The sequence below is a fragment of the Membranihabitans marinus genome, from assembly GCF_019802045.1.
GTDB classification, from domain to species: domain Bacteria; phylum Bacteroidota; class Bacteroidia; order Chitinophagales; family Saprospiraceae; genus Membranihabitans; species Membranihabitans marinus_A.
Genome location: NZ_JAHVHU010000002.1, coordinates 360,769 through 373,374 on the forward strand (window position 1 = coordinate 360,769; position 12,606 = coordinate 373,374).

The 12,606-nt window shown below is 46.4% G+C and carries 11 protein-coding genes and 1 tRNA gene; 5 read left to right on the top strand and 7 right to left on the bottom strand.

The features are described from left to right. Nucleotides 1-12 precede the first annotated feature (12 nt). From KUV50_RS01705 to KUV50_RS01725, 5 genes are all read right to left on the bottom strand, one after another. Nucleotides 13-1,143 (bottom strand): P1 family peptidase, encoded by a 1,131-nt coding sequence (locus KUV50_RS01705; RefSeq protein ID WP_222578351.1) that lies wholly within the window; start codon nucleotides 1,141-1,143, stop codon nucleotides 13-15. 130 nt (nucleotides 1,144-1,273) lie between these two features. After that, nucleotides 1,274-2,569, bottom strand: a complete 1,296-nt coding sequence (locus KUV50_RS01710; RefSeq protein ID WP_222578352.1) for a Gfo/Idh/MocA family protein — start codon at nucleotides 2,567-2,569, stop codon at nucleotides 1,274-1,276. Nucleotides 2,570-2,764: 195 nt separating this feature from the next. Continuing rightward, on the bottom strand, nucleotides 2,765-3,124 hold the full coding sequence (locus tag KUV50_RS01715; protein WP_222578353.1) for a transmembrane 220 family protein: 360 nt from the start codon (nucleotides 3,122-3,124) through the stop codon (nucleotides 2,765-2,767). Continuing rightward, nucleotides 3,124-4,020: a sugar phosphate isomerase/epimerase family protein gene (locus KUV50_RS01720; protein WP_222578354.1), complete on the bottom strand. Its 897-nt coding sequence runs from the start codon at nucleotides 4,018-4,020 to the stop codon at nucleotides 3,124-3,126. Before KUV50_RS01720 ends, KUV50_RS01715 begins: the two co-directional genes overlap by 1 nt. A gap of 424 nt (nucleotides 4,021-4,444) precedes the next feature. Beyond that, nucleotides 4,445-5,407, bottom strand: coding sequence for a YheT family hydrolase (locus KUV50_RS01725; protein ID WP_222578355.1), 963 nt, complete (start codon nucleotides 5,405-5,407; stop codon nucleotides 4,445-4,447). A gap of 204 nt (nucleotides 5,408-5,611) precedes the next feature. Here KUV50_RS01725 and KUV50_RS01730 point away from each other — a divergent pair. Next, a tRNA-Ile gene (locus KUV50_RS01730) sits at nucleotides 5,612-5,685 on the top strand. Between the two features lie 306 nt (nucleotides 5,686-5,991). On the opposite strand, the gene KUV50_RS19640 is transcribed toward KUV50_RS01730, so the two are convergent. After that, a complete protein-coding gene (locus tag KUV50_RS19640; RefSeq protein WP_222578356.1) occupies nucleotides 5,992-6,360 on the bottom strand; it encodes a DUF5763 domain-containing protein in 369 nt (122 codons plus the stop codon). 78 nt (nucleotides 6,361-6,438) lie between these two features. Beyond that, nucleotides 6,439-6,981, bottom strand: coding sequence for a crossover junction endodeoxyribonuclease RuvC (ruvC, locus tag KUV50_RS01740; RefSeq protein ID WP_222578357.1), 543 nt, complete (start codon nucleotides 6,979-6,981; stop codon nucleotides 6,439-6,441). A gap of 346 nt (nucleotides 6,982-7,327) precedes the next feature. Between ruvC and KUV50_RS01745 the strand changes: the two genes are divergently transcribed. From KUV50_RS01745 to KUV50_RS01760, 4 genes are all read left to right on the top strand, one after another. Then, nucleotides 7,328-8,191, top strand: coding sequence for a DUF3108 domain-containing protein (locus KUV50_RS01745; protein ID WP_222578358.1), 864 nt, complete (start codon nucleotides 7,328-7,330; stop codon nucleotides 8,189-8,191). A gap of 46 nt (nucleotides 8,192-8,237) precedes the next feature. Next, on the top strand, nucleotides 8,238-8,825 hold the full coding sequence (locus KUV50_RS01750; RefSeq protein WP_222578359.1) for a DUF4230 domain-containing protein: 588 nt from the start codon (nucleotides 8,238-8,240) through the stop codon (nucleotides 8,823-8,825). Between the two features lie 309 nt (nucleotides 8,826-9,134). Then, nucleotides 9,135-10,556, top strand: coding sequence for a peptide MFS transporter (locus KUV50_RS01755; RefSeq protein ID WP_222578360.1), 1,422 nt, complete (start codon nucleotides 9,135-9,137; stop codon nucleotides 10,554-10,556). Nucleotides 10,557-10,568: 12 nt separating this feature from the next. Beyond that, the gene (locus tag KUV50_RS01760) at nucleotides 10,569-12,518 is read left to right on the top strand and encodes an OPT family oligopeptide transporter (RefSeq protein WP_222578361.1); all 1,950 of its coding nucleotides are present in this window, start codon (nucleotides 10,569-10,571) and stop codon (nucleotides 12,516-12,518) included. Nucleotides 12,519-12,606: the final 88 nt, after the last annotated feature.

Here is a 12,606-nt window from a genome sequence, read left to right on the forward strand (position 1 = left end):
CAACCATAGGGCTCATCGTTTATTGTATTTTTTCATGATTTTCAAAACCTGGTTCAAAGGCAATGATTTTACAGCGTGACCATCCCGGCCGGTCATGTTTTCTGCTGCGAATAAAGCATTGAGGATAGCTTCTTCGGTGGCTTCTATGGTTGCTAAAAACAAGGGGGACATCGCATCGTTTCGCAACACACTATATGTTTTCAGGGATTTGGTTGAGGTGTAGGGGATAAAGTTTTCTTCGGCCGTCGAAGCGGCAATGATATAATCCCCGCTGCCATTGGAAGCAATGCCTCCTGTTTTTGCTATCCCCAACATGGCTCGTTTGGCCAATCGTTCCAGATTCCGCGCATCCAGTGGTGCATCGGTCAGTATGACAACCATGCAGGAGCCATCAACATCGTACGTATAAGATGAGGGTATAGTTCCCAATTCTTTGGCGATGGGCACACCGTTTAACTCAAATACACCACCGAAGTTCGTCTGTACCAATACGCCCACTGTATAGCCACCAGAACTCACGGGTAAGATCCGCGAGGCCGTACCGATCCCCCCTTTGTATTGAAAACAAACGCTACCAGTTCCGGCCCCCACATTGCCTTCCTGCACGGCCCCTCCTTTTGCGCTGGAGATGGCGGTCAATACGTCACTTTCCGTAACGTGACGTCCTCGGATATCATTGAGCCAGCCATCGTTGGTCTCCCCAACGACGGCATTTACAGACCGGACGTGCTCGTTGCCGGGTTGCATTAGGGTGTAAGATATCAACGCATCCGAGGCGACCGGCACGCTCAATGTATTGGTCAGAATAATGGGGGTTTCGATATTTCCCAATTCACGGACCTGGCTGTACCCGGCCAGTTTGCCAAAACCGTTTCCGATGTAAATGGCGGCTGGGACTTTGTTTTGAAAAATATTACCTGGGTGGGGTAGTATTGCGGTGACCCCGGTTCGGATGCTGTCGCCACGAATCAAAGTTTGGTGTCCGACCTGGACGCCTTTTACATCCGTAATGGCATTGTGCTTGCCAGGATTCAGAATGCCGATTTTTATTCCATGATCCCGGCACCTTTGGTTTTGTCCCAATGCGGTCGATACCCAAAGCAAACAACTCAGAAGTGTAACGAAATAGGGTCTGCCATGCATTATTTAAACTTTTTCACGGACTAATAAATGAAGTCCACAAGGGATACTCGGTTCCTTGTTTCAGCTCTGGAGTCCACATATGGGCTGCTTTCACTGAACCCTAAACTATGACTGCCTTGCTATCCTTTATTTAGATGTTTTTATAATTCCATTTGCCCCGGTAGGCGCGCCCTACCATCGTATTGGCATCATCATCGCCGGTGAAGACTTCTTTTTCCGGATCCCAGAGCAACGGACGTTGAAGCTCATAGGCGATATTGGTTACGTTGCACACCGAGGAAGTTCTGTGACCGATCTCTACATCAGATATTGGTCGGGTCCGGGATTTAATGGCGTCGATCCAGTCCTGGTAGTGGTTGTCGCTGAAGTAGACCCGTTCGTCCTGGGATTTTAATTCCTGAGTGGCCAATTCTTTATTGGGAAATGTTCTCAGAAAACCTCTGCTCACTTCAATGCGGCCTTCTGAACCAATGAATTGGATGGCATTGCCATCTTTTTCTCCACCCCACAATTTGTGGTTGACCCGGATATCATTATCATAAACCATGGTGAGTCCATGTGATTGGGCAGGTTCTTCGGGCGGTAGGAATTTGACCGGTCCAGAATCATCTTTGTCCAATGCCCATTGGACAATGTCAAACATATGTGCGCCCCAGTCTGTGATGAGACCACCGCCAAAATTCCGATAGCCGCGCCACCATGCCCACGGTCCATTAATATCAGGTGGAGCCAGTTCCTCATGATAAGGCCGGTAGAGCGAAGGACCGACCCATTCATTCCAGTCCAGTCCTTCAGGAACTTCTTGTTCTGGAAGTGCACATTGTCGCACAGGTTCGCCGACACTGACATTGACTTCTTTGATTTCTCCGATATAACCGTTTCGCACCAATTCTACCGCATGGCGGAAATCTCGCCAGGAACGCTGCATATTACCGGTCTGAAAAACACGATCATATTTCCGGGTGGCCCGCACCATAGCCCGACCTTCTTCGACCGTGAGTGCCAGAGGCTTTTCGCAATATATATCTTTGCCAGCCCGGGCCGCGTCGATAACCATCTGGGCGTGCCAGTGGTCCGGTGAAGCAATGACCACGGCATCAAGATCATCTTGTTCAAGGAGTTCCCGGTAATAGTGATATCCTTTGACATCATGAGCCGTACCATTTTTGGTATTGTTTTTTGTGGCAGCATCCACCATAAGGTCCAGTTTTCGCTTAAAAACATCACTGGCTGAAACCGCCACTGTCTCCGGACATTCTCCAATTTTATTTAAGAGATGGTACATTTGCTTTCCTGCACCGATATACCCCAGATTAATTCGGTCGTTGGGGGCGATAAATCCTTTTCCTCCCAGAACATGACGGGGCAGAATTGTAATTCCGGCGGCCCCTGTGGCTGCCTGTTGTATAAATTTTCTTCGCTTCATTCAATATGGTTTATTGGGTTTTTAGGAAATTTTTTCTTGACCGGAGGTGAACCGATGGTTTTAGTTATGATGGCTCAAGATGTGAAAAATTTTTAACGAATGCAAGTGAAAAATCAGCTGTATCAGGTACAACAATAAAATTTCGACTTATTTCTTCCCCCAAGAAATTATTTGGGGCGAATGAAGCTTCTTGCATCAGACCGTATAGTAATTAAGAGCCAGCGCACCGGCGACGATTAAAAGTCCAAAAAATTCACGGGTCTGCTCTACCCATGGTTTCGTGGCTTGCATGGTTTCAGCTATGTTTTGCATCGAGTGTTTGGTGACCCAATCCCAGACCCCATCTTTTTTGAAGAACAATATAAGTGCATAGATGAGGTAAAAAATTATTCCCGCCAGATAAGCTAGGGGGAAAGCATATCCAAATACGGCCGCAGCGCACAAGAGAGCCGCATACATATAAATGGGCACCCAGAGCCAAGAATCAGCGTCATTTAAGTTAACGTAAGCAAAGGCGATAAATGCGAGGGTGAAAATTATATTGAGAAGAATCATTATTTTAAAATGTGGTTGTTCAGATAGGTGATGCTTTTTTTGATGCTATCAAAAGGAGATCCGGCAGTTCGGTCTTGTTCTACGAAATAATATTCCAATCCCGACTTATCCGCCAGAGGGAAAATTTCTGTCCAGTCGATGACCCCATGGCCCACTTCGGCAAATCCCTGATCCGGGGTGTCGTCCATGTCTTTGACATGCCAGAGTGGAAATCTTCCCGGGTGAGCATTGATCATGGCCACGGGATCCAGTCCGGCTTTACGCACCCAATAGATGTCTATTTCCATTTTGACCAGATCGGGATCGGTGGCGTTAAGCAGTATATCATACGGAACCTGTCCGTCGATTTTATCGAATTCGAAGGCGTGATTGTGGTAGCAAAACTGGATGCCGGCGCTTTTGCACGTTTCTCCGGCTTTGTTAAAGGCATCTGCGGCAAACTTGTAGTCGTCCAGGGTTTGTCGGTCATCATAAGAGAGCATCGGGCAGACCATGTATTTTATGCCCAACTTTGAAGCATCCTCCACGGCGACTTCCCAGGTGCCGAGGATGGATCCGGGTTTGTCGGGTGCACCGAAGCCATAGTGGCCGCTTGGGGAATTCAACCCGTTCCTTTTCAGCACTTCCCTAAAACGATCGATGTCCATTCCATAAAATCCTGAGTCGGGGGAATAACTCGCCGTTTCCATCTCTTTGTATCCGAGCTCTGCGACGCGTGCGAGTGCAGCTTCGGGGTCTTTATCCATCGCTTCCCGTACTGTGAACAACTGCAGACCGGGCTGTGGGTAAGTGTTTTGCCTCGATTGGCACGAATAAGACAGGGCAGGGATGGTGGCAAGACCTCCGGTTAATAGTCCAGCTTGTTTAAGAAATTGACGTCGGTTGGATCGGCTCATTTGTTTTTTATTTATGTGGTTAAGCTCATTCTGTTCTTAGATTTCCGAAATATAATGATAATTTTTGGTTGGAGGTGGGACCATCTGTCCGTCGAAAGTCTTTATACCATGTGAATTCATAATTGCCGCATATATTCCGAAATATTCTTTGATTCTCTTCGTTATAAATCCGCGGTGTAACTCCAGCTATCCCTCCGTGTTTTTCTTCTACAATTTTTGAATATTTACAAAAGCTTATACGGCATTATCAAATACAATTGGTATTAGTCAAAACTTGAGTGGATTGAAGATAATTGATTAAAAACCCAACATGTATCTGAACGTATATTCCTGTACCACTTCTGCAAATTTTCATCAGATGCTGTTGACAACGATCAGCAGTTTTCAGTGGTTGTAAAAACTAGTTTGATCTAAATCGAGTGTTTTAGATAGAGCTTATCTCCTCAAAGAATGCATAGGCCCGGACCTCCGCATAAGAATGGTAAGAATGGGGCATCGGAAAAGCACAATGACCACCGTGATGGGGTGTTTCCAGGAAAAGAGAGGAATGGTAATGGGCCATCTCAACGGGATAGTCCTGTGTTCCCAGCATGGGATCATTCCAGGCATTGAGTACCAGCGCTGGTGTCCGGATGCAATCGAGCGTAGACTCGGGAGAAGCTCGCTGGTAGTAATCCTCCAGGTCGGTAAAACCATGAACGGGGACCATAAAAGAATTGGCAATATCTTCAAACCTTTTTATTCGTCTGACTTGATGGATGTCCAGTAAGTGCGGAAATGTCTGCGCTTTAGTCAAGACTTTCTTTTTGTAGCTTTTGATAAACCGTCGGGCGTAAATGCGGCTCAGCCCCTTGTTGATCATCTGTGCACTGGATTTTAATTGGATCGGAGTCGAAACGGCGACGGCTGCTCTGACGGTATCTGGAATGGTGTGCCGCCCCAGATAACTCAATATCTGTGCTCCACCCAGCGAATGGCCGAGGAGGTAGATGTTATTGAATCTGCGGTCTGAAACCCGCTGCACAACGGTTTCTAGGTCTTCCGCAGAACCGTGGTGATATAACTGGGGCAACCGATTGATTGTGCCGCCGCAACTGCGGTTGTTCCAGGCAAATACAGAATAGCCACGCCGTATAAAGTAATCAGCAGCTGTATTGATATAACCACTCTGTGAATCGCCCTCCAGACCATGGCACAGAATGACCGCCCGATCTGTATTACGGATCCGGACATCCACCTGAAGAAAATCACCATCTGCCAATTCCCAGGTTTCCTGTTCATACTTCGGAGCGATGGTCTTTTTTATCACACCGGAATACATGGTGGCCGTGTGCCCATTTCTGAAAAGATAAGGTGGCTTGTATTTTGATTTTATTAGATAGGGCATGGTTTTCGTCTTCTCGAAATACACTTTATTCAGGAAGTGCGAAGATAAGGGTTCTGTTTGGAGAATTGAACCAAAAAGGCGTTGGCTTCGTTTTTGGATACTGCTCGATTTTTTCAGATAGTGACTGTGAAAACCAATATTTTTTCGGCAATCCTTTTTTAAAAGATTAATATATCATAGATTTGCGTACCTTTTGAAGAAATTGGTCCCATAGCTCAGTTGGTTAGAGCACCTGACTCATAATCAGGTGGTCCATGGTTCAAGTCCATGTGGGACCACTTTTTTACGATATGTCATACCTTACAGCTATCATACACAGCAACCCCATTATTCTATTACTGCATACGTTGCAAGAAATTTATGAAATGATAAATTATCGCCGACGATACTTTCAAATCCATCCTTTAGGGATGGGGCAGAGGTATGAGAGCTGGATGCGGCCGAACGAAAAAGTTTTTGTCCCGACCCAACAGGGAGCAGTAGATGCAAATTACTGTGTGGACGAAAATGGCGCAAAAGTCATAATTGCGTTTTACGCTTAGGAACAATTAATAACGGCAATGAAATTCTTCGCGGGCTGTTTATCAGCCGCCTTCATGTTGGAAGCAATAACCGTTGATGTTTTTGGTTTTTCGCCTGCATCTTTTTTGGGCCTTTGTTACTCCTTTGCATTGAACTGCAGTGGATCTGGATCCCTGGACTTCATTTTTCTGAATCCCCAATTTCGCAGAACTACGCAATGTAGAGGATGAGGGTTGATCCGGTTTGCATTGGGAACAAGGACCCAATCGGTTACTACGAGCTTCCTTTATTGATAATTTATGGGATACATTTTTTACATATCGACATGTAGCCGTATGGTATTTTTTGCCCGAGGGTGTTTTGTATACGGTTTGAGCCGTACCAATTCCATGCACTGTGAAAAGAAACAATACTAAAAAAGAAAATCGCATCTTGGACAGGGGTTTATCTTAAGCCTAATGTACGGCTAATATTTCATGGTGAAAAACAAAAGCGTGAAAATTCTCTTATCACGACACCACCCGCCCCGGATTTTTTTTGATAAAGTCATTCCAGCTACCGCCTTTGTTCTCAGTGAGGTTGTTTTTACGGCCGTAGTGCAGACAGACCGCTACCGCCAGCGCATCCGTCGCATCGAGGGTCTTGTGGTCCAAGTTAGCACCCACGATGATGGCGAGCATGCCGGCAACCTTTTCCTTGGAGGCATTCCCGCTTCCCGTGATGGATTGTTTGATTCGTTTGGGTGAGAACTCTTCGACATCCAGATCCATGGCAGAAGCAGCTGCGATGGCTACACCCTGGGCCCGGCCCAATTTGAGCATGGACTGCGGATTTTTTCCGTAAAAGGGGGCCTCGATACCCATCATTGATGGATTGTATCGCTCGATAACATCCTGGATCCGCAGAAATATTTCACGAAGTTTTTGCTGGTGATTATTAAATTTGGATAATTTGATAATTCCCATGGTCAGCACTTTTATTTTGTCGCCCTGACACTCTATAATGGCGTATCCTGTTATTGTACTGCCCGGATCTACTCCTATAATGCGCATGATCTGATGTTTGATAACCGATTTAGTGCTTCAAAAGTAGGCATTTTTATGCAGACGATATGGCAGATCATCAAATTGTGGTCGGGGAGATTGGTCATCATTATATTCATAATCTGCTTGTCCTACCTTTAACATTAATTTTAGTAGATCACTGCGTCCTGATTCGTTCATTGGGTAGAGTATGTTGAAATATGATCTGCTCAATGTATTAGCTTTATGACAGGTCACGGTGCGCAGTGGCGCAAATTTTAACACAAATAATAATCAATTGGACTTACTCATCGTTATGGTGATGATTTGACCGGTTAGTAAATAAATATACCAAGAATAAATTATCAGGAATTCAATGCGTGATTTCAGATCCTACTTTGTGCTGGCATTACTTTATTTTTTCTTGCCCAAGGCAAGCATAGAGGATCATCCTGTATCCGCAGTAGAGACTGGACGGGAAGTGGTGGAAGAATCCACCAATGATTACTGTCGGGTGAATAACAGGACATTCCGGGATGGTGAAGTATTGACCTATAAACTCTATTACAATATTAACTTTATCTGGATCGGGGCGGGTACGGTGACTTTTAAAATCAATCAATGGGGGAACAAATACTACGCGCAGGCTATTGGAAAGACCTATGGCGGTTATGATTGGATTTTTAAAGTGCGGGATACCTTTCACTCGGTCCTGGATGCGTCCACGTTGCTGCCTATCCAGTCAACCCGGATCGTCAATGAAGGCAGTTATACCAAATACGACCAGGTAAATTACATGCGCAATAGCCGGCTGGCTGAATCGACCATGGGAAAATCCCGTGCGTCCGCTGAATCAAAAATAATCACCATCGATCAATGTGTCCACGATATTCTATCCACGATGTATGCCTTCCGAAATACGCCTATTGAGTCCCTGGCCAGCCAGAACAAGTTTGAACTTGATATGCTATTGGATCGGAAAAAATATCCGATCACCCTGACGTATAAGGGGGCCGATGATCAGACCAAGGTAAAAGGAGTCGGAAGTTTTGATACCTATGTTTTCGAACCAAAACTCATCGCAGGGAATATATTTAAAGAGGAAGGGGGCATGAAGATATGGGTGTCCCGGGATCGCAATAAGGTTCCCTTGATCATCGAATCACCCATCTCTGTGGGGAAGGTGAAAGCCATCCTGATCGATCATAAAAACCTTCGGTATGAAACTTTGGGGTACTGAATGTAGTTTATAGTTTATAGTTCGCAATTCATAGATTTTAGACACCATGAAAAATATAAAAAACGTTCTGCTTATTCTGTTGAGTATCCTGCTTATTGCAGTTGTGATCGGTGGGTTCAACTGGGTGCGGAGTTTTGAAAATCAAAAGGTGTTTCAGCAAAGTGATATCATCTTGAACCAGATCAAAAGTGTCCAAAAACTCATTACCGTCGAAGGCTATTTTACGGAGTTGTATACGCACAAAGATTATTATAAATTTGACATTAGTCCTCTGCGCAAAAAAGCCCTGGTCCGGGTGAAAGCTAAAGCTTCGGTGGGGGTAGACCTGTCTGAGTTGCGTCCATACACCAATCCACAAGCGAAGACTTTGCACATCCAGAAGTTTCCGAAACCGGAAATCCTTTCCCTGGATCACAGCCTGGATTATTATGACATCTCGGAAGGAACCTTTAATTATTTTAGCACCACGGATTATAACGACATCAACAAAAAAGCCAAACAGTTTATTGAAGAAAAAATAATGAATGGGGAGATGATTGTCCAGGCGCGTAAGCAAAGTCAAAATATTCTGGAGACCATCACCTCGCTGGTCGAAAGCATGGGGTGGGAGTTGGTGGTGGATCCGATGCCCTAGGCGGATGACTCACTATTTTTTGGGGTCCAGCTTTTTTATGAGGGGGGTGCGATTTGGACCGATCTGTGGTGCCGGAATTGCGTATACCATATTACCCGACACGCATTTATTCCTTGCAAAATCCTGAAAAGAGAGCTACCATCATTGTGGTTATTGACCCGGATTCAATATTAATTTTGTAATATTCACTTTCGTTTTTATCTTACATCGATCTTTTATAGTACGGTGTCGAGGTTCTGGCTGGTATAAATCATAGGTAGAATACTCGGGCGGAAAGCTTTAATATCTGGTAACTCTTACAAATTTTCTATGGCAAATACGATACAAGTAACTCCACGCAAGGAACTTTTTGGTCATCCGGTTGGGCTTTATGTTTTATTTTTCACTGAACTTTGGGAACGTTTTAGCTACTACGGCATGCGGGCCATTCTGGTGCTGTTCCTCGTGGCCTCGGCGCAAGGAGACAACCCCGGTTGGGGGTGGTCTGATGCCAGTGCTCTGAAGTTGTATGGATGGTACACCGCCCTGGTTTATATTATGTCTATTCCAGGGGGCGTTATCGCGGATAAATTCCTGGGGCAGAAGAAGACCGTTTTGCTGGGTGGTATTTTGCTGGTCTTGGGGCATGGTGTGTTGGCGCTGCAGGCTCCGTGGGCGTTCTACACAGGATTGCTGCTCATCGTCCTGGGGGTTGGTGGACTGAAGCCGAATATTTCTACGATGGTTGGAGGTTTATATCCTCCCGGGGATGACCGGAGGGATAAAGGATTTACCATTTTTTATATCGGCATCAATGTCGGTGCTTTGTTGTCCGCTCTTATTGTAGGGTATGTTGGTGAGAAAATAGGGTGGCACTATGGATTTGGACTGGCAGCCATTGGAATGTTATTGGGGCTCCTTGTCTATTTATTCGGACAGAAATACCTGGAAGGAGTGGGTGATTATATTGGGGCTGCTGACAATCCTGACCGCGAAGAGATGAAGCGACCACTGACCAAGGTGGAAAAAGATCGTATGAAGGTCATGTTTCTTTCATTTTTATTGATCATCGTTTTCTGGGGGTCTTTTGAACAGGCGGGAGGTTTGATGAATCTATATGCCGATGATAAAACCAATCGATTGCTGGACCTCGGTTGGATGGGTGCTGGTATGTTTGAGGTACCTGCTTCCTGGTTTCAGAGTGTGAATTCGTTTTTTATTATAACGCTGGGAACAGCTGTAGCCGGGTTTTGGTACCGTCGCAATCACCGTGGAAAGGAAGCATCTTCTTTGTTCAAAATGGCCATTGGTGTTATTATCATGGGATGGGGCTTTCTGTTTATGTCCGCTGCAAGTATGCAATTTGAGTCTGAAGGGTCCTCAGCCATGTATTGGTTGGTTCTGGCCTACCTTTTTCATACGGTTGGTGAACTGTGCGCTTCTCCGGTTGCCTTATCATTCATTACAAAACTTGCACCCATAAAATACGCATCATTTATGATGGGAGCGTATTTTGCCGCTACAGGTATTGGGAACAAACTGGCCGGTTGGCTGGGGGAGGCTTCGGCTTCTGCGGGCGAACTACAAATATTCACCGGTATCGCCGTGTTCTGCACCTTAACCGGGGTGATTGTACTTTTATTCCTGAAGCCCCTAAAGCGACTGACTCATGGAGCTGAATCGCTGCGTCATCCGCAGGAAGAAGAAATTGCAGAACCTGACACTGGAGCTCAGCCACACCAAACTCAATAAGTTTAAAATAGTATGAAACCTTCTCAGAAACCTTATATTCCTGCGTCTAAAAAGCTTCCGGAAACGACCGTCAAAGCATTTATTTTGGGTGCTTTGCTTTCGATGGTACTGGCATCTGCCAATGCTTACCTGGGCCTGTTTGCCGGAATGACCGTATCAGCCAGTATACCTGCAGCGGTGCTTTCGATGGCCATTCTGCGGCTGTTTAAGAAAAGTAATATTCTGGAAAATAATATCGTCCAAACGGCCGCATCCGGCGGAGAATCACTCGCAGCCGGGGTCATTTTTACCTTTCCGGCATTGGTGCTCATGGGATTCTGGACGGAGTTCGACTATCTGGAGACCATGCTGATAGCGCTTTGTGGTGGCGTGTTGGGGGTGTTGTTTACCATCCCCTTGCGATCTGCATTAATCGTCCAGCAAAAGCTCCAGTTTCCTGAAGGAGTTGCAACCTCTGAGGTGTTGAAATCCGGCGAAGAAGGAGGTGATTCGGTCAAATATTTGATCTGGGGTAGTTTGATCGGTGGGGTCGTGAAACTCATCGAATCCGGGCTCAATATCTGGCGCGGCGTGTCAGAAGGCGCCGGTTTGGTGGGGAATAAGCTTTATTTGTATTTTGGTATCAATTTATCACCGGCGCTGGTAGCCGTGGGGTATATTGTAGGGCTGCGCATTGCTGTTCTGGTTTTTGCCGGCGGCGTGATCAGCTGGTGGATCACCATTCCCATCATCATGTGGGGAAGTGGAATTCCGGAGGGTGCATCTCTCGTTGATGCGGGCTATGCCATGTGGTCGGCTAAAATTCGTTATATAGGTGTGGGCGCCATGGTCGTGGGCGGATTGTGGGCGCTGGTGGATTTGCGTTCATCGATTGTTTTTGCGGTCAAAAGCGGAATTCATGCGGTGCGGAACCGGGTGGATTCTAGTAAGATCCTCCGGACGGAGTTCGACACCCCCATGTCCTGGGTGCTGATTGGGATCGGTGCGTTAATTGTGCCGATCTATATTATCTATGAACGGGTGATCGGCGACTTTACCATTTCGATATTTATGGCCATGATCATGGTGATTGCCGGATTTTTGTTCGCTGCGGTGGCTGGATATATGGCCGGATTGGTCGGGAGTTCCAATAATCCCATATCTGGTGTGACGATAGCAACCATATTGGCTTCTGCGCTGATTCTGCTTGCACTCATGGGCTCCGGGGCTGAACGAGGACCCGCAGCAGCTATTATGGTCGGGGCGGTGGTGTGTTGTGCAGCCGCTATAGCCGGTGACAATATGCAGGATCTTAAAGCAGGTCACATTCTCGGCGCCACCCCTTTCCGGCAGCAGATGATGCAGATGGTCGGTGTGGTTTCTGCTGCTCTGGTGCTTCCTTTGGTTCTTCAGTTGCTCATGACCGGGTATGGTTTTGGGCCGGTAACCGAAGCGAATCCGGATGCTTTGGCTGCTCCGCAAGCCACCTTGATGGCGAGTGTGGCGGAAGGTGTTTTTAAGGGCAATTTGCCGTGGGATATGGTATATATCGGTATGGCAATCGGCATGGCGATTATACTGGCAGATCTTTATCAGAAAAAAAGAAAATCGTCATTCCGGATACCTATTTTGGCTGTAGCGGTGGGAATTTATCTGCCCTTTGAGCTGGATAGTGCGATTATGCTGGGTGGAATCATCGCCTGGTTGGTTCAGCGATCTTTAGCCAACAGTAAAAAGCTGAATCTGGACAACCCGGACAAACGGAAGAAGGACAGCGAACAAACCGGGTTGTTGATTGCTTCCGGATTGATCACCGGCGAGGCCTTGATTGGTATTCTCCTGGCTATTCCTGTCGCCGTGTATGGCCGGTCTGATGTGCTGAGAATCATGGATGATCCGTTGTCATCATTGATTGGCGTGGTCGTTATTCTGGCGATTGGGTATTGGATTATCAGTTCCGTGAAAAAAGTGTACAGGGCGTAGACCTTAGACCTTAGTTCGTAGTCTGGTAGGCGGGCGGGAGTATCCAAAGCGCCAGCGTCCCAATTACCAGCAGCCCAAGCGCCAGCGT

Coding starts and splice junctions, on each gene's coding strand:
- KUV50_RS01705 (WP_222578351.1), bottom strand. CDS start 1,143: ATGCATGGCAGACCCTATTTCGTTACACTTCTGAGTTGTTTGCTTTGG.
- KUV50_RS01710 (WP_222578352.1), bottom strand. CDS start 2,569: ATGAAGCGAAGAAAATTTATACAACAGGCAGCCACAGGGGCCGCCGGA.
- KUV50_RS01715 (WP_222578353.1), bottom strand. CDS start 3,124: ATGATTCTTCTCAATATAATTTTCACCCTCGCATTTATCGCCTTTGCT.
- KUV50_RS01720 (WP_222578354.1), bottom strand. CDS start 4,020: ATGAGCCGATCCAACCGACGTCAATTTCTTAAACAAGCTGGACTATTA.
- KUV50_RS01725 (WP_222578355.1), bottom strand. CDS start 5,407: ATGCCCTATCTAATAAAATCAAAATACAAGCCACCTTATCTTTTCAGA.
- KUV50_RS19640 (WP_222578356.1), bottom strand. CDS start 6,360: ATGCGATTTTCTTTTTTAGTATTGTTTCTTTTCACAGTGCATGGAATT.
- ruvC (WP_222578357.1), bottom strand. CDS start 6,981: ATGCGCATTATAGGAGTAGATCCGGGCAGTACAATAACAGGATACGCC.
- KUV50_RS01745 (WP_222578358.1), top strand. CDS start 7,328: ATGCGTGATTTCAGATCCTACTTTGTGCTGGCATTACTTTATTTTTTC.
- KUV50_RS01750 (WP_222578359.1), top strand. CDS start 8,238: ATGAAAAATATAAAAAACGTTCTGCTTATTCTGTTGAGTATCCTGCTT.
- KUV50_RS01755 (WP_222578360.1), top strand. CDS start 9,135: ATGGCAAATACGATACAAGTAACTCCACGCAAGGAACTTTTTGGTCAT.
- KUV50_RS01760 (WP_222578361.1), top strand. CDS start 10,569: ATGAAACCTTCTCAGAAACCTTATATTCCTGCGTCTAAAAAGCTTCCG.